18 protein-coding genes and 1 riboswitch are annotated in these 21,052 nt (G+C 74.6%); of the genes, 12 read left to right on the plus strand and 6 right to left on the minus strand.

Annotation, left to right across the window (positions count from 1 at the left end; all coding sequences use genetic code 11):
* The first annotated feature begins 181 nt into the window (after window positions 1-181).
* Window positions 182-1,144, plus strand: coding sequence for an aldo/keto reductase (locus ACLQ22_RS05625; protein WP_425691318.1), 963 nt, complete (start codon window positions 182-184; stop codon window positions 1,142-1,144).
* 398 nt (window positions 1,145-1,542) lie between these two features.
* Here ACLQ22_RS05625 and ACLQ22_RS05630 read toward each other — a convergent pair whose 3' ends face one another.
* Complete coding sequence (locus ACLQ22_RS05630) at window positions 1,543-2,205, minus strand: endonuclease domain-containing protein (protein ID WP_425691319.1); 663 nt, start codon at window positions 2,203-2,205, stop codon at window positions 1,543-1,545.
* Window positions 2,206-2,569: 364 nt separating this feature from the next.
* A riboswitch (TPP riboswitch) is annotated at window positions 2,570-2,678 on the plus strand.
* Here ACLQ22_RS05630 and thiE point away from each other — a divergent pair.
* From thiE to thiC, 7 genes are all read left to right on the plus strand, one after another.
* Complete coding sequence (gene thiE, locus ACLQ22_RS05635) at window positions 2,673-3,299, plus strand: thiamine phosphate synthase (RefSeq protein WP_425691320.1); 627 nt, start codon at window positions 2,673-2,675, stop codon at window positions 3,297-3,299. It overlaps the preceding riboswitch by 6 nt.
* Entirely contained in the window at window positions 3,293-4,492 is a 1,200-nt protein-coding gene (thiO, locus tag ACLQ22_RS05640; protein WP_425691321.1) for a glycine oxidase ThiO, read from the plus strand. Before thiE ends, thiO begins: the two co-directional genes overlap by 7 nt.
* Window positions 4,483-4,683 carry a sulfur carrier protein ThiS gene (thiS, locus tag ACLQ22_RS05645; protein WP_132230919.1) on the plus strand — a complete coding sequence of 67 codons (201 nt, stop codon included), beginning with the start codon at window positions 4,483-4,485 and terminating at the stop codon, window positions 4,681-4,683. Before thiO ends, thiS begins: the two co-directional genes overlap by 10 nt.
* Window positions 4,680-5,459, plus strand: coding sequence for a thiazole synthase (locus tag ACLQ22_RS05650; protein ID WP_425691322.1), 780 nt, complete (start codon window positions 4,680-4,682; stop codon window positions 5,457-5,459). Before thiS ends, ACLQ22_RS05650 begins: the two co-directional genes overlap by 4 nt.
* Window positions 5,460-5,554: 95 nt before the next feature.
* A complete protein-coding gene (locus ACLQ22_RS05655) occupies window positions 5,555-6,205 on the plus strand; it encodes a thiamine phosphate synthase (RefSeq protein WP_425691478.1) in 651 nt (216 codons plus the stop codon).
* The gene (gene thiD, locus ACLQ22_RS05660) at window positions 6,202-6,990 is read left to right on the plus strand and encodes a bifunctional hydroxymethylpyrimidine kinase/phosphomethylpyrimidine kinase (protein ID WP_425691323.1); all 789 of its coding nucleotides are present in this window, start codon (window positions 6,202-6,204) and stop codon (window positions 6,988-6,990) included. The genes ACLQ22_RS05655 and thiD overlap by 4 nt, the downstream gene beginning before the upstream one ends.
* A gap of 17 nt (window positions 6,991-7,007) precedes the next feature.
* Window positions 7,008-8,600 (plus strand): phosphomethylpyrimidine synthase ThiC, encoded by a 1,593-nt coding sequence (thiC, locus tag ACLQ22_RS05665; protein WP_425691324.1) that lies wholly within the window; start codon window positions 7,008-7,010, stop codon window positions 8,598-8,600.
* Window positions 8,601-8,741: 141 nt separating this feature from the next.
* Here the strand turns inward: thiC and ACLQ22_RS05670 are convergent, their stop codons facing one another.
* The 4 genes from ACLQ22_RS05670 to ACLQ22_RS05685 form a co-directional block, all read right to left on the minus strand.
* The gene (locus ACLQ22_RS05670) at window positions 8,742-11,309 is read right to left on the minus strand and encodes a hypothetical protein (RefSeq protein ID WP_425691325.1); all 2,568 of its coding nucleotides are present in this window, start codon (window positions 11,307-11,309) and stop codon (window positions 8,742-8,744) included.
* A 76-nt stretch (window positions 11,310-11,385) separates the two neighbouring features.
* Window positions 11,386-11,688, minus strand: a complete 303-nt coding sequence (locus tag ACLQ22_RS05675) for a cupin (RefSeq protein ID WP_088998381.1) — start codon at window positions 11,686-11,688, stop codon at window positions 11,386-11,388.
* Window positions 11,685-12,635, minus strand: coding sequence for an LLM class F420-dependent oxidoreductase (locus ACLQ22_RS05680; RefSeq protein WP_425691326.1), 951 nt, complete (start codon window positions 12,633-12,635; stop codon window positions 11,685-11,687). The genes ACLQ22_RS05675 and ACLQ22_RS05680 overlap by 4 nt, the downstream gene beginning before the upstream one ends.
* Before the next feature lie 2 nt (window positions 12,636-12,637).
* Complete coding sequence (locus tag ACLQ22_RS05685; protein WP_425691327.1) at window positions 12,638-13,420, minus strand: ABC transporter ATP-binding protein; 783 nt, start codon at window positions 13,418-13,420, stop codon at window positions 12,638-12,640.
* 267 nt (window positions 13,421-13,687) lie between these two features.
* Here ACLQ22_RS05685 and ACLQ22_RS05690 point away from each other — a divergent pair, with 267 nt between their 5' ends.
* Entirely contained in the window at window positions 13,688-14,719 is a 1,032-nt protein-coding gene (locus tag ACLQ22_RS05690; protein WP_425691328.1) for an ABC transporter substrate-binding protein, read from the plus strand.
* 99 nt (window positions 14,720-14,818) lie between these two features.
* Window positions 14,819-15,664: an ABC transporter permease gene (locus tag ACLQ22_RS05695; protein ID WP_425691329.1), complete on the plus strand. Its 846-nt coding sequence runs from the start codon at window positions 14,819-14,821 to the stop codon at window positions 15,662-15,664.
* A gap of 109 nt (window positions 15,665-15,773) precedes the next feature.
* On the opposite strand, the gene ACLQ22_RS05700 is transcribed toward ACLQ22_RS05695, so the two are convergent.
* On the minus strand, window positions 15,774-16,955 hold the full coding sequence (locus ACLQ22_RS05700) for an ABC transporter substrate-binding protein (protein ID WP_425691330.1): 1,182 nt from the start codon (window positions 16,953-16,955) through the stop codon (window positions 15,774-15,776).
* 446 nt (window positions 16,956-17,401) lie between these two features.
* On the opposite strand from ACLQ22_RS05700, the gene ACLQ22_RS05705 reads away from it, so the two are divergent.
* Both ACLQ22_RS05705 and ACLQ22_RS05710 read left to right on the plus strand, forming a co-directional pair.
* Window positions 17,402-20,593, plus strand: a complete 3,192-nt coding sequence (locus ACLQ22_RS05705; protein ID WP_425691331.1) for a sensor histidine kinase — start codon at window positions 17,402-17,404, stop codon at window positions 20,591-20,593.
* Window positions 20,590-20,997 carry a roadblock/LC7 domain-containing protein gene (locus ACLQ22_RS05710; RefSeq protein WP_067359650.1) on the plus strand — a complete coding sequence of 136 codons (408 nt, stop codon included), beginning with the start codon at window positions 20,590-20,592 and terminating at the stop codon, window positions 20,995-20,997. Before ACLQ22_RS05705 ends, ACLQ22_RS05710 begins: the two co-directional genes overlap by 4 nt.
* The last annotated feature ends 55 nt before the right edge of the window (window positions 20,998-21,052 follow it).

Consider the following 21,052-nt stretch of genomic DNA (forward strand, 5'->3'; position numbering starts at 1 on the left):
GTCCACGACGTACGCCGGACGGCTTCGCCGTCGGTGCGCGTGGTTCCTGCGTGGGCCTCGTGGTCCGCGGGTGCGTGGGTCGTGCCTGGGCCTTGCGGCCCGCGGGGCCTGGTTCGGCTTCGCGGTCCGTGCGTGTGGTGGGCTTCGCGGTCCGCAGCGTGCGCCCGGCGGCCGGCATAGGGTGGATCTCGTGACTGAGATGACCTACCGCCGGTTGGGCGACTCCGGGCTCGTGGTGTCCGTGGTCGGCATCGGCTGCAACAACTTCGGCCGCAAGCTCGACCTCGACGGCACCCGCGCGGTGGTCGACGCCGCGCTCGACGCCGGGATCAACTTCTTCGACACCGCCGACATCTACGGGGAGCCGCAGGGCGGCTCCGAGGAACTGCTGGGCCAGGCGCTCAAGGGCCGGCGCGACGACGTCGTGGTGGCCACCAAGTTCGGCATGGACATGAACGGCCTGAACGGCCCCGACTTCGGCGCCCGGGGTGCCCGTCGCTACATCGCCCGGGCGGTGGAGGCGTCGCTGCGCCGGCTCGGCACCGACCACATCGACCTCTACCAGATGCACGAGCCCGACCCGGGCACCCCGATCGACGAGACGCTCGCCGCGCTCGACGACCTCGTCCGGGCCGGCAAGGTCCGCTACCTGGGCAACTCCAACTTCGCCGGCTGGCAGATCGCCGACGCGGACTGGGTGGCCTCGTCGAACGGCCGGTCCCGGTTCATCAGCGCGCAGAACCACTACAGCCTGCTGGAGCGCGGCGTCGAGGCCGAGGTGGTGCCGGCGTGCGAGCGCTTCGGCCTCGGGCTGCTGCCGTTCTTCCCGCTGGCCAACGGGCTGCTCACCGGCAAGTACAAGCGCAACGAGGCCCCGCCGGCCGGCAGCCGCCTCGCCGGTGGCGGCCGGTACGCCCAGCGACTCGCCGCCGCCGACTGGGACACCATCGAGGCGATCGAGGCGTATGCCGCCGAGCGGGGGCTGTCGATGCTCCAGGTGGCGATCGGCGGGCTGGCCGCCCAGCCCGCGGTGACCTCGGTGATCGCCGGCGCCACCACGCCCGAGCAGGTACGCGCCAACGCGGCGGCGGGCACCTGGCAACCCGCCGACGAGGACCTGGAAGCCCTGCGCGCCGCCCTCTGAGCCACGTCGACACCGCCCCCGGCACCGCAGCACTGCGGCACCGGGGGCGATGCGCTGCCACCACGTCACCGCCGCCATCGGGGCACACCAACGCGACGCAAGTGCCGCGCGGCACCCACCGCCCCCGGGCCATCCCGCCACCCACACCCAGCGGTGGCTCGGTGGAACGGCACGAGTGTCACGCGTCCCCGGAAACACCCGCCATGTTCCACTGACGGTCGAGTTGCACGGTGCACCCCTACGCCGCGGTGCAATGGCGGGTGCCGCCGCGCGCGTGGCTGGGTGGAACGGCACGGGTGTCATCCAGTACCTGAAACACCCGCAGCGTTCCACCGAGGCCGGCGAGGTGGTGGTGGGTGGTGTTTCGGCGGGGTCGTCCACCGAGGGCGGTGGTCGGGTCAGGTGGAGGGGTGGCGTTCGCGGAGGGCCTGGTGCACCAGGGCGACGGTGCGAGTGGGGTGCCGGAGCACGTCGTCGGCGGTGAAGCGCAGGACGATCCAGCCGGCCGCGCGCAGGGCGTTCAGCCGGGCGACGTCCTGGCGGAAGTGGGCGCGTTCCCGGTGGTGGTCGCCGTCGTACTCGACCGCGACGCGCAGGGCGGGCCAGGCCAGGTCCACCCGGCCGACGAACCGCCCGTCGGCCTTGCGAACGTCGTGCTGGGCGACCGCTGGTGGCAACCCCGCGTCGAGCAGGAGCAGCCGGAGGCGGGTCTCCATCGGAGACTCGGCCAGCGGCTCCGCCAGCGCCAGGACCTCCCGAAGCAGGGGCAGGCCGGGCCAGCCGGACCGCGCGTCGGCGTACGCGCGCAACGCGGCGAGTTTCACCGCCCGGCGGTGCAGCAGCGCGTCGACGGCGACCAGGGCATCGTCCCGGGGAGCCCGGCGGCCCAGGTCGAAGGCGGTGCGCAGGGGAGTGGTGACGGGCAGCCCGCCGAGGCGCGTGCGATCGGAATCCGGCACCACCGACCGGTGCACCCGAAGACGGGGGTGGGCGCGCATCCGCGCGGCGCGTGGCAGCAGCACGGTGACCGGCGCGTTCCGGCTGAGCAGGTCGACACCCACAGGTACGCGGCGCTGCGGCCGGCGATCGCCCCGCCGACCGGCAGCGACAGTGCGACCGCATCGCACCACATCCGGTGGTCGTCCGGCCGGTAGCCGTCACGGTGCACGTGGACGTCGGGGAGGAGCCGCTGCCAGGACGGCCCGCGCAGCATCGTCCAGGTCAGCAGCCCTTCGGCGATGGCGGTGCTGGCCCGGAACGGCAGGAAGGCGAGGCGGGGCGGCACCCGGACGGCGGAGGGCATCCGGACAGCATCGCGTGACGGTACGGTCACGCGCCGCCCCGTCCCTCGGGTTCGGGCTGTCGGTGTGAAATCCGTAGCTCGACCTTGGCGGATCCGGCGATCCGTCGTACGGTGACACCCGCAAGTGACCCACGGGAGCCCGGTACACCGGGCTGAGAGGGGGGCTGTGAGCCCCCGACCGTCGAACCTGATCCGGGTAATGCCGGCGCAGGGAGGAGTGTTGCCGTGCCGTCCCTTGGGCGACTGCATCTCATCACCGACACCCGACCCGGGCGGGATCCGCTCACCGTGCTGCGGGCCGCCCTCCCGGTGGCCCGCGCGGAACTGGTCGTGCAGGTCCGGGTGACCGACGACGCCACGGACCGGGAGGCGTACGACCTGGCCCGCCGGGCGGTCGCGCTCTGCGCCCGGTACGACGCCACCTGCCTGGTCAACGACCGGCTGCACGTGGCGCTGGCCGTGGGCGCCGCCGGCGGGCACGTCGGCGCCGACGACCTGCCGGTCGGGGCCGCCCGCCGGGTGCTCGGCGCGACCGCCGTGCTCGGCGCGACCGCCCGGGAGCCGGGGACGGCCGCCGAGGCGGTCGCCGCCGGGGCCAGCTACCTGGGCGTGGGCCCCTGCCACGCCACCCACACCAAGACGGGGTTGCCGTCGCCGATCGGTCCGGCCGGGGTACGCGCCGTCGCCGACGCCGTGGACGTGCCGGTCGTCGCGATCGGCGGGGTGACCGCCGCGAGGGTGCCCGCGCTGCTGGCCGCCGGGGCGTACGGGGTGGCGGTGGTGGGAGCCCTCTCCGGAGCGGCGGATCCGGCCCGGGCGACGACGGAGCTGCTGGGAGCGCTGGGGTGCTGAACCGACCGGACGTCGCCGTGGTGGGGGCGGGACCGGTCGGGCTGGCGATCGCCTGGCGCTGCGCGCAGCGCGGACTGCGCGTCGTCGTGCACGACCCCGCCCCCGGATCCGGCGCGTCCCACGTCGCCGCCGGCATGCTCGCCCCGGTCGCCGAGGCGTACTTCGGCGAGCACGAGCTGACCGGGCTGCTGACCGCCTCCGCCGCCCGCTGGCCGGCCTTCGCCGCCGAGTTGACCGCCGCCACCGGCCTGGACGTCGGCTACCGGAGCGAGGGCACGCTGATGGTCGGGCTCACCGCCGACGACCTGGCCGAGGCGCGCCGGCTGTGGGCGTACCAGCAGGGGATCGGGCTGCCGGTGACGCCGCTGCGCCCGTCGGCGCTGCGGGACCGCGAGCCGGCGCTGGCCCCCCGGGTGCGCGGCGGGGCGCTCGCCGCCACCGACCACCAGGTCGACCCGCGCCGGCTGGTGCCGGCGCTGCGCGTGGCCGCCGAGCGGGCCGGCGCCACGCTGGTCCCCGTCGCCGTGCGCTCCCTGTCCGACGTGGACGCCCACGTCACGGTGGTCGCGGCCGGCTGCGGCGCCGCGGCCCTGACCGGGCTGCCGGTGCGGCCGGTGAAGGGGCAGGTGGTCCGGCTCCGCGCGCCGGGCGGCGGCGCGCCGGGCTTCCGGCACGTCATCCGGGGGTACGCCGACGGCGAGCACGTCTACCTCGTGCCCCGCGACGACGGGGAGGTGGTGGTGGGCGCGACCGTCGAGGAGCGCTCCGACACCGACGTGTCCGCCGGGGCGGTGCTGCGCCTGCTGCGCGCCGCCGTCGACCTGCTGCCCGAGCTGGCCGAGTACGACCTGGTCGAGACCCTCGCCGGCCTGCGCCCCGGCACCCCCGACAACGCCCCGATCCTCGGCCCGCTGGCGGGCCGGCCCGGCGTGCTCGCCGCCACCGGGCACCACCGGCACGGCATCGTGCTCACCCCGGTCACCGCCGACCTGATCGCCGAGCTGGTCGTCACGGGTGCGACGGACCCCCTGCTCGCCCCCTTCACCCCGGCCCGGTTCGCGACGCCGCCGACCGTTGGACCCGCCACCGACCCGGCCACCCCCGCAGGCCCGGCGACCTCCGCCGTCCCGGCCGCCGTCGCCCGGCTCGGGCACGACCCGTCCGCACCCGAGAAGGAGCACACGTGGAACTGACGGTGAACGGCGCCGGGCGCAGCCTGCCCGGCGGCTCGACCGTGGCGGACCTGGTCCGCGCGGTCACCGACCAGCAGCGCGGCCTCGCCGTCGCGGTCAACGGGGAGGTGGTGCCGCGTACGGGCTGGCCGGCGACCGTGCTGCGCGACGGCGACCGCGTCGAGGTGCTCAGCGCCGCGCAGGGCGGGTGACGGGGGTGAGCTTCGACCTGGGTGGCGTGAGCTTCAGGTCCCGGCTGATCCTCGGCACCGGCGGCGCGGCCAACCTGCGGGTGCTGGAGGACGCGATCCGCGCCTCCGGCACCGAACTGGTCACCCTGGCGCTGCGCCGGGTCGACACCGCCCCCGGTACCGCCGGCGGGCTGCTGGACCTGCTGGACCGCTGCGGCGTGCGGCTGCTGCCGAACACCGCCGGCTGCTACACCGCCGGCGAGGCGGTGAAGGTGGCGCACCTGGCCCGGGAGGCGTTCGGCACCGACTGGGTGAAGCTGGAGGTGATCGGCGACGAGCGCACGCTGCTGCCCGACGGGGTGGAGCTGCTGCGCGCCGCCGAGGAACTCGTCGACGACGGGTTCGTGGTGTTGCCGTACACGTCGGACGACCCGATCCTGGCACGCCGGCTGGCAGACGTCGGCTGCGCCGCGGTGATGCCGGCGGGCGCGCCGATCGGCTCCGGGCTGGGCGTGTCGAACCCGCACCACATCCGGCTGATCCGGCAGGGCGTCGACGTGCCGGTGATCCTGGACGCCGGCATCGGCACCGCCTCGGACGCCGCGCTGGCCATGGAGCTGGGCTGCGACGCGGTGCTGCTCGCCAGCGCGGTCACCCGCGCCGCCGACCCGGTGGCGATGGCCACCGCGATGCGGTACGCGGTCGAGGCAGGCCGGCTCGCGTACGGGGCCGGCCGGATCGCCCGCCGCTTCCACGCGCTCGCCTCCACCCCGGACGAGGGACGGCCGGACCTGTGACCGCCAGCCCCGGTCCCGCTCTCGCCGCTTCGGCTTTGGTGTCGGCTGCGGATCTTGGTACGGAAGGGCCCCTGGAGGGGCCGTTTCCCGCCAAGATCTCGGGCGGGCCGGCCGGCGTCGTGCTGTTGACGGACCGGTGGCAGGCGCGGCGGTCGTTGGTCGACGTCGTGGCGGGCGCGGTCGCCGGGGGAGTGCGGTGGGTGGTGCTGCGGGAGAAGGACCTGCCCCGGGCCGAGCGCGCCGCCCTCGCCGTCGAGCTGCGCGCGATCCTCGCCGAGGCGGGCGGCGCCCTGGTCGTCGCCGGCCCCGACCCGCTCGGCGGCGACGCCGTGCACCTGCCGTCGGCGGGGCCGTACCCGCCGCCGCGCCTCGGCCTGGTCGGCCGATCCTGCCACGACCGGGCGGAGCTGGCGCGACTGACCACGGAGGACTACGCCACCCTCTCTCCCGTCTACCCGACCAGCACCAAGCCCGGCCACGGCCCACCCCTGCGCCCGGACGGGCTCGGCGCGCTGATCGCGGCCAGCCCCGTGCCGATCCTGGCGCTCGGCGGGGTGCAGAGCCCGGACCAGGTGACCGCCTGCGTCGAGGCGGGAGCCGTGGGGGTGGCGGTGCTGGGTGCCGTCATGCGTGCCGACGACCCTGTGGCGGCAGCAGCCGCCCTCACGACAGCCGCCCGCACGGCAACCGCCACCGCGCAGGCCCGGCCCGAGCTCCCGTCCGCCACCACGGAAGAGGAACGATGACCCCGACGACCGTCCTCACCATCGCCGGCTCCGACTCCGGCGCGGGCGCCGGCATCCAGGCCGACCTGAAGGTCTTCGCGGCCCTCGGCGCGTACGGCACCAGCGTGCTCACCGCGGTCACCGCGCAGAACACGAGGGGCGTCGACGCCGTGCTGCCGCTGCCGCCGCGCACGGTCACCGAGCAGCTCGACAGCGTGCTCGCCGACTTCACCGTCCGCGCCGTCAAGACGGGTGTGCTCGGCACCCCGGCGGTCGCCGACGCGGTTGCGGGCGCCGCGAAGGACGGCCGGCTGCCGCACCTCGTCGTCGACCCGGTGCTCGTCGCCACCAGCGGGCACCGGCTGGGCGTGGTCGCCGCCGTGGAGCGGCTGCTGCCGTACGCGCAGGTGGCGACGCCGAACTGCGCGGAGGCCGCGGCCATCACCGGACGCCCGGTGACCACGGTCGAGGAGATGGTGGCCGCCGCCGAGGCGCTGGCGGCCGGCGGCCCGGCGCACGTGGTGGTGACCGGCGGTGACGTGGACGCCGACGGCGAGGCGGTCGACGTGCTGCACGCCGGCGGCGTCACCACCCTGCTCCGCGCGCCGCGGGTCGACACCCGGCACAACCACGGCACCGGGTGCTCGTTCTCGGCGGCGATCGCCGTCCGGCTGGCGCTCGGCGACCCGGTGCCGACGGCGGTCGCCGCCGCCAAGGAGTACGTCCTCCGCGCGCTGACCGGCGCGCGGGACTGGGAGCTGGGCGCGGGACGCGGCCCGCTGGACCACTTCGGCTGGTCCGCTTGATCACCAGGGAGGCTGTCATGCAGGCACGTCGCAAGGTGTACGTGAAGGGGTCCCGGCCGGACGTGCGGGTGCCGTTCGCCGAGGTGGAACTGACCGGAGACAACCCGCCGCTGCGTCTCTACGACACCTCCGGCCCCGGCTCCGATCCGGAGGTCGGGCTGCCGCCGCTGCGCGGAGGGTGGATCGCCGAGCGCGGCGACGTCGCACCGGTGCGGGGCGCGGGCACCCCGCTCGCCGGGACCGGCGGTCGCCGCCCCACCCAGCTCGCGTACGCCCGGGCGGGCGTGGTGACGCCGGAGATGGAGTTCGTGGCGGTCCGGGAGGGGACGGCGCCGGAGTTCGTCCGGGACGAGATCGCCGCCGGGCGGGCCGTGCTGCCGCTCAACGTCAACCACCCCGAGTGCGAGCCGGCGATCATCGGCAAGGCGTTCCTGGTCAAGGTGAACGCGAACATCGGCACCTCGGCGGTCACCTCGTCGGTGGCGGAGGAGGTGGAGAAGCTGACCTGGGCGACCCGGTGGGGCGCGGACACGGTGATGGACCTGTCGACGGGGAAGCGGATCCACGAGACGCGCGAGGCGATCGTGCGGAACTCGCCGGTGCCGATCGGCACCGTGCCGATCTACCAGGCGCTGGAGAAGGTCGGCGGCGACCCGGTCAAGCTGAGCTGGGAGGTGTTCCGGGAGACCGTCGTCGAGCAGGCCGAGCAGGGCGTCGACTACATGACGGTGCACGCGGGAGTGCTGCTGCCGTACGTGCCGCTGGCGGTGGACCGGGTGACAGGGATCGTGTCGCGGGGCGGCTCGATCATGGCGGCCTGGTGCCTGGCGCACCACGAGGAGAACTTCCTCTACACGAACTTCGCCGAGCTGTGCGAGATCCTGGCCCGCTACGACGTGACGTTCTCGCTCGGCGACGGGCTGCGCCCCGGCTCGATCGCGGACGCCAACGACGCCGCGCAGTTCGCCGAACTGCGCACCCTCGGTGAGCTGACGAGCCTCGCCTGGGAGTACGACGTGCAGGTGATGATCGAGGGCCCCGGGCACGTGCCGATGCACAAGATCAAGGAGAACGTGGACCTCCAGCAGGAGTGGTGCCACGAGGCGCCGTTCTACACCCTCGGCCCGCTGACCACCGACATCGCCCCCGCGTACGACCACATCACGTCGGCGATCGGCGCGGCGATGATCGGCATGTTCGGCACCGCGATGCTCTGCTACGTGACCCCGAAGGAGCACCTGGGGCTGCCGGACCGCGACGACGTGAAGGCCGGCGTGATCGCGTACAAGATCGCGGCGCACGCGGCCGACCTGGCCAAGGGGCACCCGGGCGCGCAGGCGTGGGACGACGCGCTGTCCAAGGCGCGGTTCGAGTTCCGCTGGGAGGATCAGTTCAACCTCTCGCTGGACCCGGAGACCGCGCGCTCGTACCACGACGCGACGCTGCCGGCGGAGCCGGCGAAGACCGCTCACTTCTGCTCGATGTGCGGCCCGAAGTTCTGCTCCATGAAGATCACCCAGGAGCTGAAGGAGTACGCGGCGCGCGGCATGAAGGACAAGTCGGAGGAGTTCCTCTCCTCCGGCGGCCGGGTCTACCTGCCGCTCGCCTGAGCAGCGCGACCGCCCGTCCGAGCCGGCGCCCGTCCGAGCCGCCCGTCCGGGTCGGCGCCCGGGAGGGGCGGACGTTTCGCAACGGCGGACGCCCGCCCCGGCTCCGGTTGTCCGGGGCGGGGCGGGCGTGGGCCGGTCGGGTCAGTCGCGGTGGTGGCGGCCGGTGGAGCGCAACGACCGCCGGCCGCTCTCCTGCTCGGGCTCGTTGTCCGGGACGGGCTTGCTCAGGCCGGTGACCCAGTCCACGTACTCCTCGTCCTGCGCCGGCAGCGGCTCGGACTCCCGGTCGGCCGAGGCGTCCTCGGCCCGGGGCCGGTTACGGCGGAACAGGCCCAGCCGGCCCCGATTCCGCCCGGTGGGCTGCTCGGCCTCTGCGGGCGACGGGGAGCCGGGCGACGGTGCCTCCGCCCGGGCGACGGGGATGCCGTTCTCCGGCGCGGGCTCGGCGGGCGCCGGGACGGGGCCGCCCCGTCGTGCGGTGGCGAGCGCCTCCCAGTTCGCCGCCCGGGTCAGGTCGGGCATCGGGGCCCGGTGGCGGGGCCGGGGCGTCGCGTCCGGCGCGGGTTCTGTGGCCGGCGGTGCCGCCTCGGCGGCGCCGTCGGTCTGGGGCCGGGGCAGTGCCGGCCACGCCGGGGCGGGCGGGGGCGCGCTGCCGGCGTCCGGCTCGACGGCCCGGCCGGGAGCCACCTCGCCGTCCGCCGCGAAGAGCGGTACCGCGCGAGGGCCGCTGCCGTCCGACCCCGACCCGACGGAGACCACTCCGGCCGTGCTGCCGGGCGCGGCTTCGGCGGTGGGGCCGGCTCCGGGGCCGGTCGTGGTGTCGGACCCGGCTTCGGCCGTGGGACCGGGTTGGGGGCCGGTCGTGTGGGGCCCGGTTCCGGTCGCGGTGTCGGATTGAGGGCCGGTCGTGTGGGGCCCGGTTCCGGTCGTGGTGTCGAGCTGGGGGCCGGTCGTGGTGTCGGGCGCGGCTTCGGCCGGGGGACCGGGCCGGGTGCTGGTCGTCGTGCCGGGTGCGGTCCTGCTGGTCGTGGTGCCGAGCGCGGCGGGGGCGTCCGGGGCTGGCGACGCGGGGGCGTCCGGGGGTGGCGACGACACCGCCGTGACCGGCGCGGTGGGCCCGGTCACCGGGTTGCCCGTGGCCTCGGGCGTCGGGCCCGCAGCCTCCCGTGCCACCGTGGCGGCGGGCTGACGTGTCGACCGGGGCTTACGGGTGCGGCGGGGCTTGGGCGCGCTCGGGACGGCCTGCTGTTCGGCGACCGCTTCTGCCGGCTGTCCGGCGGGCGTCGCCTCCGCGGCGGGCTGAGCGCCGGGCGTCACCTTCCCGGCGGGCTGCGCGTCGGGCGTCACGCTCCCGGCGGGCTGCGCGTCGGGCGTCACCTTCCCGGCTGGGGGCGCCTCGTCGGCGACCGGGGTGGCCGGGACGGTCGGTGCAGCCGGTGCCACCGAGGTGGACGGGGCGTGCTCGTCGGTGCTGTCCTGCGTGCGGGTGGGCTCCGGTTCGAGCGGACGGTCGACTGTGGGCAGGTCGCCGGGAGCCGAGGCCGGCGGCTCGGCCGTCCACCCGGGACCCGCGCCCGTCAGGGCGTCGGCGGCGGGAGCCGGGACGGTGCCTCCGTCGGCGGGCCAGTCCCAGTGCGGCGGAACAACCCGGGGCGCCGGGCCGTCGCCGGTGGCGGCGATGACCGCGCCGGAGCCTGTACCGCCGGCCTGGTCGGCGACGACCGGGCCGGCGTTGGCCAGGTCGACCGTCTCCGGCTCGTCGTCGCCGGTGGAGGCCGGGGTCCGCGGCAGGGCCGGGCCGGTGGGCAGCGGTCGGAGGATGTCGGTCGGCTCGATGGCCCCGGTGGGGGCGGTGCGCGTGACGAGCGGCCAGCGCAGCAGCGCGGCTGCGGCCGACCCGAGCGCGCCGGCGGCCACCGCGAGCAGCGCCGCGTAGTACGGCGTGAGTTGGTAGCGGTCGGCGGTGTCGCCCGGGCCGGCGGTCAGGTAGGCGAACGCGACCAGCACCGGGCCCGCCACCCCCGTCGCGCCGCTGACCAGCGGCGGATGGCCCCGCCACCGGGCCAGCCCGCCGGTCGCCGCGCCGGCCAGCAGCGCCACCAGCGGCAGGATCACCAGGGCCAGCCCCTGCGCCGCGCCGGCGTCGAGGGACGCCGGCTCCAGCACCCCCAGCCGTACGGTGTCCAGCGGCCCGGTCGAGACCAGCGACGGCGCCACCGAGACCAGGGCCAGCAGCCAGATCGCGCCCGCGATCGCCGCCACGTTCCATCCCACCGGCGGCTGGAGCAGTACGGCGAGGGCGGCGCCCGCGCCGACCAGTGCACCGAGGACCGCGCAGATGCCGACGGCCCAGACCGGGTCCATCGAGACGAGCTCGGCCGCCCTGGCCGGCTGCATGCAGAGCGGTGCGACGACGGTGGCGCCCAGCGCGGCGGCGCCGGCGACGGCGAGCAGGCGCCCGGTGCCGGCCAACCCTCCGTCCCGGCGGGCCAGGCGCTCGGTGAGCACCGCGCCCACCACGGCGGCGTTCGCCGCGAACCAGCCCGCCCAGACGAGCTGGGCCGGCCACTGGTTGACGGTGGTGCCGGTGAAGGTGCCGGAGAGCCGGACGATGCCGAAGCCGAAGGCGATGCCGAGCTGACCGGCCCCGGCCAGCAGGCTCACCCCGAGCGCGGTGAGCAGCAGTCTGCCCCAGGTCCGAATGGCCATGTCCGGCACGTTACGCACCTGTTGACCAGGCCGCCACCGGCGCGCCGCGAGTGGGGGGCGACCCGCCGGCCGGCGGTTACTTCAGTTCGACCAGCCTGGCCAGGTACGTCGTGTCGCCCACGTTGGTCAGCATGTGCACGGCCCCCGGGTCCCGGTAGACCACCCCGCCGGTCGGCTCGTCGGCGTCGATGAGGGTGCCGTCGATCGTCTGTACGACGTTCTTCGCCCCCTGGATCGCCACCACGAGGTACGGGTGGTCGTGCCGGTGCAGCGGCTGCCGCTCGCCCGGCTCCAGGCGGATGTGCCAGACCCGGACCCGGTCGTTCTCGTACACGATCTCCTGGCCCACCGGGCCGAGTTCGAGGTGCGCGTCGGTCATCGGGTTCCGTCCAGTCGGGGGAGCACCTCGGCGGCGATGAGCTCCAGGTGGTCGAGGTCGGCGAAGTCGATCAGCCGCAGGTGCACCCGGGTGGCGCCGATCGCGGCGAACTCGCCGATCCGGTCGGCGAGCTGCGCGGGCGAGCCGACCACCGGGTCCTCCGGTGGCAGCGCGCTCTTGACGTGCAGCGGGGCGGCGCGGCGGTGCGCCTCGGCGTCGGTGCGACCGATCGCTACCACGATCCCGGCGGAGAGGGTGAGCGGGGCGCGTCCCGACTCGGCCCGGCCGGCCCGGTCACAGGCCTCCCGCACCCGCTCGTACGCGGCGGCGGTCTCCGCGACGGTCTTGAACGGCATGTTGAACTCGTCGGCGTACCGGGCGGCGAGTTCGGGGGTGCGCTTCGGGCCGCGGCCGCCGACGATGACCGGCGGGCCGGGCACCTGCACCGGCTTCGGCAGCGCGGGGGCGTCCAGCAGCCGGTAGTGGTCGCCGGTGAAGCTGTACGTCTCGCCCGGCGGCGTCCGCCACAGCCCGGTGATGATCTCCAGCTGCTCGGCCAGCCGGTCGAAGCGCTCGCCGACGCCGGGGAACGGGATGCCGTAGGAAACGTGCTCCCGCTCGTACCAGCCGGCGCCGATGCCGAGCTCGACCCGGCCGCCGCTCATCTGGTCCACCTGGGCCACCATGACGGCCAGCGGGCCGGGCAGCCGGAAGGTGGCGGAGGTGACCAGGGTGCCGAGCCGGATCCGGCTGGTCTCCCGGGCCAGCGCGGCCAGCGTCAGCCAGGCGTCGGTCGGGCCGGGCAGCGCGGCCTCGTCCCCCATCGCCTGGTAGTGGTCGGCGCGGAGGAAGCCCTCGAAGCCGCCGTCCTCGGCGAGCCGGGCGAAGCGGAGCTGGTCGTCGTAGCTGGCGCCCCGGTGCGGCTCCGTGAAGACGGTGACCCGCATGCTCATCCCTCCGCGCCGGCTATCGCCGGCAGGTCCCGCTCCATGAGGAGTTCGTGCAGGTCGGCGCTGACCCGGGCGACGTCCGCCAGGTGCGCGTTGCGGCCGAGGGTGCGCGGTCGCGGGATGTTGACGTCGACGACCTTGCGGATCCGGCCGGGGCGGGGGCTGAGGACGACCACCCGGTCGGCCAGCAGCACCGCCTCGTCGATCGAGTGGGTGACGAAGACGACGGTGGCCCCGGACGTCATGTGCACGCGTTGCAGCTCGCCGGAGAGCTCCTCGCGGGTGAGCGCGTCGAGCGCGGAGAACGGCTCGTCCATCAGCATCACCCGGGGCTCGCCGATCAGCGACCGGCACAGCGAGACCCGCTGCTGCATGCCGCCGGAGAGTTCGTGCGGCAGCCGCTTCTCGAAGCCGCCCAGTCCGGCGAGGTCCAGCAGTTGCCGGGCCCGGTCGCGGTGCTTGGCCCGCTTCCAGCCGAACATCTCCACCGGGAGCAAGACGTTGTCCAGGACCGTGCGCCAGGGGAGCAGGGCGGGCCGCTGGAAGAGCATCGCGATGTCCCGGCGCGGCTTGGTGATCGGCGTACCGGCCACGGTGATCCTGCCCTCGCTCACGGGGAGCAGGCCGGCGATCAGGCGCAGCAGCGTGGACTTGCCGCAACCGGAGCGGCCGAGTACGGCGACGAACTCACCCGCCGCCACGTCGAGGTCGATGCCGCGCAGCGCCTCGACGCGGCCGCTGCGGCCGTCGAAGGTGCGGGACACCCCGGAAAGCTGGATCATCTCCGGCGGCCTCCCTGAGTCGGGGATCAGCGATCGCGGCCCAGGGTAACCGCCTCGTGTGGACAGCATGTCCTCCGGGGTGGACGCGAGGATTTTTCCGTAACGAAACCCATACGCCTGGCATTGTCGGGGGCGGTTTCTCGTACGCTGTGCCAGCTAAGAGTCCCCTCAAGACGGTTGGTGCCGGCTCAACCCCTCGGCCGGCCCGCCAGACAACCCCCTCCGGCGGCGGCGCGCCGCTCCGGTCGGAAAGGACATGGTGCACTGATGAGAAGGCTGACCCGTACGGTCGCTGCCGCTGCGCTGGCCACCGCCCTCGCCCTGGTCTCCGGGTGCAGCGGCGACTCGGACTCCGGCGCCGACGCCAAGGGCGGCAGCGGCGGGGCGCTGGAGAAGGTGACCTACCTCACCTCGTTCGGCAACTTCGGCCGTGACTCCTACGCCTGGGTGGCGAAGGAGAAGGGCTTCTTCAAGGAGGCCGGGTTCGACGTCGACATCAAGCCCGGTCAGGGCACAGGCGCGGTGATCCAGCAGGTTGTCGGCGGGCAGGCCCAGTTCGGCCCGATCGACCTCACCGGCGGCCTGCTCCAGCTCGGCAGCGGCCAGGCCAAGGACTTCGTCGCGGTCGCCGCGATCCAGCAGCGCACCATGGCGGCCATCGCCACCGTCGAGGGCAAGGGCATCGCGTCGCCGAAGGACCTGGAGGGCAAGAAGCTCGCCGACACCGAGGGCTCCGTCGTGCGGAACCTCTTCCCGACGTACGCCCGGATGGCCGGCGTGGACGCCAGCAAGGTGCAGTGGGTCAATGGTCAGGCCCAGGCCCTGATGGGCATGCTCGGCTCCGGCACGGTGGACGGCATCGGCCAGTTCGTCGTCGGCCAGCCGACCATCGAGACGGTGACCAAGCAGAAGGCCGTCATGCTGCCGTACAGCAACGTGATGCAGGACCTCTACGGCAACGTGCTGATCACCTCATCCAAGATCGCCAAGGAGAAGCCGGAGATGGTCAAGCGCTTCACCGGGGCCCTGATGAAGGGCCTGGAGTACGCGCTGACCAACCCGCAGGAGGCGGGCGAGCTGCTGAAGAAGAACGTCGACGCCGCCAACCCCGCCGCGGCCGCCGCCGAGCTCCAGCTCATGGCCGGCTACGTGCGCTCCAGCAACTCCGGCACCCAGCTCGGCACCCTGGACAGCGGCCGGGTCGCCAAGAGCATCGCGATCCTGCAGGGCGCCGGCGCGCTGAAGCAGAACATCACCCCCGACCAGATCATCGACTTCAGCCTCGCGCCGAAGGCCTGACGTACGCCGACCATGAGCACGGGGGTGCGGTCCACCCGGGGTGACCCGGGGGCCGCACCCCCGTCGCGTGCCGGCCCGGCCGGCAGGAGAGGAGAACCCGTGACGGAGACGACCGCTACCCGGTCCGGCCATGTCGGGAAGAAGCCCGCGGGCGCCGGCGCGCCCCCGCGCCGGTCCGGCGTACGCCCGGCGGCCGTCGGGCTGCCGCTGCTCGGCGCCGTGATCACGCTGGCCGCCTGGTGGCTGGTCACGTCGGGCCTGCAACTGGTGCACCCGGTGTCGCTGCCCCCGCCGCAGGCGGTGTGGCAGGCGATGGTCGCGGGGAGCGACGTGCTGATGCCGGCACTGGGCGTCACCACCATGATGACGGTGGTCGGCTTCCTGCTGTCGGCGGTGGCCGGGGTGCTGATCGGGATGGCCCTGGCCGGGTCCCGGCGCGTCGAGCGGATGTTCGCGCCGCTGCTGGTGGCGGTCAACGCGGTGCCGAAGATCGCGCTCGGCCCGCTGCTGGTGGTCTCGGTCGGCTGGGGTGCGAAGCCGATCCTGACCATGGTGTTCCTGCTCTGCTTCTTCCCGATCGTGCTCTCCACGGCGACCGGGCTCACCACCACCCCGAACGACCTGGCAGAGCTGGCCCGGTCGCTGAACGCCTCCTGGTGGCAGGCGTTCCGCAAGGTACGCTTCCCCGCCGCGCTGCCGCAGATGTTCGTCGGGCTCAAGGTGGCGATGCCGCTGGCCGCGATCGGCGCGGTGATCGGCGAGTTCTACTCGGACAAGCCGGGGCTGGGCTACCAGATCCTGCAGTACAACGGCGTGGGGGACACCGCGACCGCCTGGGCGGCGATCGTGCTGATCGCGCTGATGAGCATCCTGCTCTACAGCGCACTGTCCCTGGTCGAGCGGCTCGCCCTGCCGTGGGTCCGCGCCACCACGTCGGCCCGCTGACCCGCTGGAACGGTCCTTGGTGTGGCCCGCCGGGACACGGCGGGCCACACCAAGACGCTGGTCCGGTGCGCTGCCGCGCGCCGGAACCCCTTCGTTGCCGCCCGGCCGGTCAGCCCGCGAGGCGCCAGCGCCCGTTGCGCGCCACCAGGGTGGTGAGGGCCTGCGGCATCAGGCCGGAGTGGTTGTCCGGGGTCATCCGGATCGGCCCGGAGAGACCGTCCAGCTGGGTCGTCTCCAGCACGTCCCGGACGCCGTCGCGGTCGACCTCGCCGGGCTCGCCGCCCGAGCGCAGCTCGGCGTCGGCGATGAGCTGCACCGCGTCGGCCGCGAACGAGGAGGAACCGTTGTAGCCGCCGAAGCGGGCGGTGTAGTCCTGGAACCACTGGCGGCGGGCCGCCTTGGCGGGGGTGGTGGCGATCACGTCGTCGATCACCATGGTCTGGGTGAAGACCAGCGTGGTGCGTTCGGTCGCCCGGGACGCGGCGCCGAGGAAGAGGTCGCCGGCCGCCGCCGCGTCGAAGAAGAGCTCGCCCTCGAACTTGGCCTGCTGGGCGGCGGTGGCGGCGAGCGTCGCCTGCTCCGCCGGGGTCCACACGACCAGCGCCTCCGGCTTCTTCGCGAGCAGGTCCTTGACCTGCTGGCCCACCTCGGTGTCGGTGGTGCGCACGGCCTCCTCGCGCAGCAGCTTGACGCCGGCCTTCGCGAACTCGGCGCGCAGCGCGGTCAACCCCTCGCGGCCGTAGGCGTCGTCGCTGTGCAGCACGCCCGCCTTGCGGATGCCCTTGCGGCGCATCTCGCCGGCGAGGGCGGCGGCGCTGTCGGCCGCGTTCGGGGAGAGCTTGAACACGTACCGCCGTTCGGCGACCGGGGTGGACACGGCGCTGGACGCGGCGAGCGCAATGGTGGGAATTCGCTTCTCGTTGATGGTGCGGACGGCGCCGACGGCACATTCGTTGCAGCCGCCCATGATGATGGCGCTGACTTCGGAATCGCTGCTGAAGTCACCGATGTTGCGCAGCGACTCGCTCGCGTCCGACCGGTTGTCCTTCACCCTCAGCTTGACCTGCCGGCCGTTCAGCGCGCCGGAGGCGTTCAGCTGGTCGACCTTCAGTTCCAGCGCCCGCTGGTACGCCTTGCCGATGGGCGCCGACGCGCCGGAGAGTTCGAGGTCCGCGGCGATGACGATGGGGCTGGTGTCCTGCTCGTCCGCCCCGAACTGGCAGCCGGTGAGCGTGGTGGCCAGCACGGCCGATGCGAGCGCCGCGGCGGTCGCGGAGCGGATGGGGGTCAACTCAGTCCTCCAGATGCGGCCCGGGACGATGCCCGGTCACCGCCGGGTTGTCCGTCCTCAGTAGAGGAACGGGATCGGTCTGCCGTACGGTGTGCGCGAAGCCTGCAAAACCTTGCCAACGCCAGGCCCCGCGGTCAAGCGGAGCGTCCGAAGCGTTTCGGGACGCGTATCCCACATGGTGGGGCAACGGGAAGTTTGCAAACGCTTACTAATACGACACGGATGACCACTCTGGAGTTACATGCCCTGTTCACGGGCATGGAGAATTGAAGGTATTAGTTGACCGGATCACGGGATGCGAGCCGTCCGACCGTTTCCTACCCCGCCGCGACTTCCCAAACAGGATCAGTTCTGATGAAATCGCGGCCGTGCCGCGTGTGGCGCAGTCCGCTGCACCGGGCGCGAGTCGGCGGGGCAGGCGTGGAAGAAACGACGGAGGCGATGTCGTGAGCACCGGACCGACGACCCTGCCCGCGAGTGGCGACACCGAACAGCCCAAGCGGCGTCGGCTGCCCCGGCTCCGCGACGTGCGGATCCGCTCCAAGCTCGCCCTGATCCTGGTCGTGCCGGTCGCCGCGGTGCTCGCGTTGGCAACGGTCCGCCTCGTCGCCGTCGGTGAGAACACCTTCGACGCCAACCAGGCCCGGGCCCTGACGGCGCTCTCCGTCGACGTCTCCGCGCTGACGCAGGACCTGCACGCCGAGCGGATGGCCGCCGCCGCCTTCCTGTCGACGCCGCAGCAGAAGGCCGACGCCTACAACCTGCGGGTGCGCAGCACCGACGAGCGGGTCGAGGCGTACCGGGCGGAGCGCGGACGGGTCGGCGAGGTGCCGGCCGCCGTACGCGAGCGGCTGGCCACCATCGACGAGCACCTGGAGACGCTCGCCAGCACCCGGCAGGAGGTGCTGGACCGCCAGCAGATGGCGGTCGCCGAGGCGGCGCTCCGCTACGGGGTCATCATCACCGACCTGGTCGCGTACGGCGACGGGCTGGCCCAGCTGCCCGGCGACGAGCGGCTCTCGGACGCCCGGCGCGCGGTCGCCGCGTTCGCCCGTGCCAAGGCGGCCGTCGCCGAGGAGCAGTCGGTCGTCTACACCGCTCTCGTCGCCGGCAAGCTCGACGAGGAGCAGTTCTCCTCCTTCGTGGCCACGCTGACCAGCCAGCAGGAGGCGCTGGTCGCCTTCTCCCTGGCCGCCGACCCGACCCAGCGCGCCCTGGTCGACAGCACTGTCTCCGGTGACGCGGTCACCCTCGCCGACCGGGTGGCCGCCGACATCACCCGCTCGGTCGGGCAGACCTCGCCGGTGACGGCCCAGGACGCCACCGCCGCCATCGGCGCGGTCAACGACCTGATGCGGTGGGCCGAGATCCGGCTCCAGGACCGGCTGCTCAGCCAGGCCGACCAGGCCCGGTCGGACGTCATCCGGCAGGCCTTCATCGAGACGGCGCTGGTGCTGCTGACCCTCATCGTCGCGGTGACCCTCGCCGTGGTGCTGGCCCGCTCGCTCAACCACTCGCTGCGCCGGCTGCGGGAGGGCGCCCTCTCGGTGGCCAACCACGACCTGCCGGACGCGGTCAAGCGGCTGCAGAACGTCGGCAACGTCGGCGACGGCGGCGTCGAGGAGATCGTCCGGCAGGTACGCGACCCGATCAAGCTCAACAACCGCGACGAGGTTGGCCAGGTCGCGCTCGCCTTCAACGTCGTGCACCGCGAGGCGGTCCGGGTGGCGGCCGAGCAGGCCGCGCTGCGTACCAGCGTCTCGGCGATGTTCCTCAACCTGGCCCGGCGCAGTCAGACCCTGGTCGACCGGATGATCGGCGAGCTCGACGCGATCGAGCGCGGCGAGGAGGACCCGAAGCGGCTCGCGCAGCTCTTCGAGCTGGACCACCTCGCCACCCGGATGCGCCGCAACGACGAGAACCTGCTCGTCCTGGCCGGCGCCGACTCGGCCGTGCCGCGCCGTGACGACGCCCTCCTGGTGGACGTGCTGCGGGCCGCCCAGTCCGAGGTGGAGCTCTACAACCGGATCGAGTTCGGCACCGTCGACACCGACATCTCGGTCGCGGCGCACGCGGTCAACGACGTGGTCCGGCTCGTCGCCGAGCTGCTCGACAACGCCACCCGCTTCTCGCCGCCGACCACGACCGTGGTCGCCGACGGCCGGCGGATCCGGGACTACGTCCTGATCCAGGTCGAGGACCGGGGCCTCGGCCTGACCGACGACCAGCTCGACTCGCTCAACCGGCGACTGGCCGCCCCGCCGAGCGTCGACGTCGCGGCGTTCCGGCTGATGGGTCTGGCCGTGGTCAGCCGGCTGGCCTCCCGCTACGGCATCCGGGTGGAGCTGCGCCGCAACGTGGAGGGCGGCACCGTCGCCCAGGTGACGCTCCCCGCCGCGACGGTGGTACTGCCGCCCGTGCACAGCCGGGACCAGCAGATCACCCGGCCCCGGCAGCCCCTCGCGGTCGAGCAGAACCCGCTCACCCCGGCGGGTCTCGGCGAGCCGGCCGCCGGCGTGGGGCGTACCGCCTCGGCCACCCTCACCGACCAGTGGCGGTCCGCCGCCCCGGCGCCGTGGCAGGCCCCGGAGCAGGCGCGGGACACCGCGGCCCCGGTGCAGGCCGGCGGCCTGACGCCGACGCAGCCGGCCGCCCCGCCGGCGCCCCCGGCCCGGCCGGCCTTCGCCGGTGGAGGCGCCTCGGTCGGTACGCCGACCGTCGCGTACCCCACGGTCGACCCGCTGCCCAAGCGCGTTCCCGGCGGGGAGGCCTCGGCGCCGGGCGCGCCGGTCCTGCCGGTCGGCCCGATCGCCGGCTCGCCGGCCACCGGGCTGTCGGCCGGGTTCGCCGGCTCCGCCCGGGAGACCGGCTTCGGCACCGACCCGGGCGCCGGTCGCGGCCTCGGGGCCGGCCTGGCCGCCACGGCCCCGCCCGCCCCCGCCGCGCCGATCACCCCGCGCGCCGAGCTGCCGGCCGAGGCACCGATCTTCCGGGAGATGGAGGCGGTGTGGTTCCGGTCGCACGGTAACGACGCCACGGCCATCTTCACCCGCCCCGACTTCAGCCAGTCGGCCGCGGCCCAGCAGGCCGCCGGGGCGCCCAGCGCCGGAGCAACCGCCGTCGGGACGCCGGCCGCCGCCCAGTCGGCACCGGCGCAGCCCCGCGCGCCCCGACTGCCCACGCGTACGCCGGGCAGCACCGACACCGCCCCGCCGCCCGCGCAGTCGGCACCGCCGTCGTACACCCCGCCGCCGGCTGCGGCGCGGCCCAAGACACCGGACACACCTCCCGCGGCGCCCCCCGCCGCGCCCCCCGCGGCGCCGGTCGCGGAGCCGGCCCCGGCGGCGCCCGCGACCGACGCGGACGCCTGGCGGACCGCGGCAGACGAGGGCTGGACCCGGGCCAGCCAGGCGGCGGCCCCCGCCACCGCCGGCACCACCCGCTCGGGGCTGCCCAAGCGGCAGCCGCAGGCACAACTCGTGCCCGGCGGGATCGAGCCCCGGGGCGGCCGCGACCGCAGCCGGCGTACCCCGGACGAAGTTCGGGGCCTGTTGTCGGCCTACCACCGCGGCGTGCAGCGCGGCCGGGCGGCCGGAACGGACCAGAACAGCACCTCGACCAAGGAGACGAGTCGATGAACAGGCCAGCGGCCATGCAGGACATGAGTTGGTTGCTCACCAACTTCGCCGACAGCGTGGCGGGGATCGCCCACGTGGTGGCGGTGTCCGCCGACGGGCTGCTGCTCGCCTCCTCGCGGGACCTTCCCGCGGACCGGGCGGACCAGCTCGCGGCGATCACCTCAGGCGTGGTCAGCCTGACCGAGGGCGCCGCCCGGATGTTCAGCGCCGGCGGTGTGCTCCAGACGGTCATCGAGATGGACAGCGGCTACCTGTTCCTGATGTCGATCAGCGACGGCTCGTCGATGGCCGTGCTGGCGGCCCGCAGCTGCGACGTCGGTCAGGTGGGTTACGAGATGGCGCTGCTGGTCGAGCGCGTCGGTGCGGCGCTGGTGCCGCTGCCCCGGGACGCGGTGCGGTCCTAGCGGGCGCGACGCGCGGACGTGCGTCGCCAGGAACGAGAGGATCCGGTGCCCGACC

Origin of the sequence: Micromonospora sp. DT178 (assembly GCF_049841695.1) — a bacterium.
Classification (GTDB): Bacteria; Actinomycetota; Actinomycetes; order Mycobacteriales; family Micromonosporaceae; genus Micromonospora.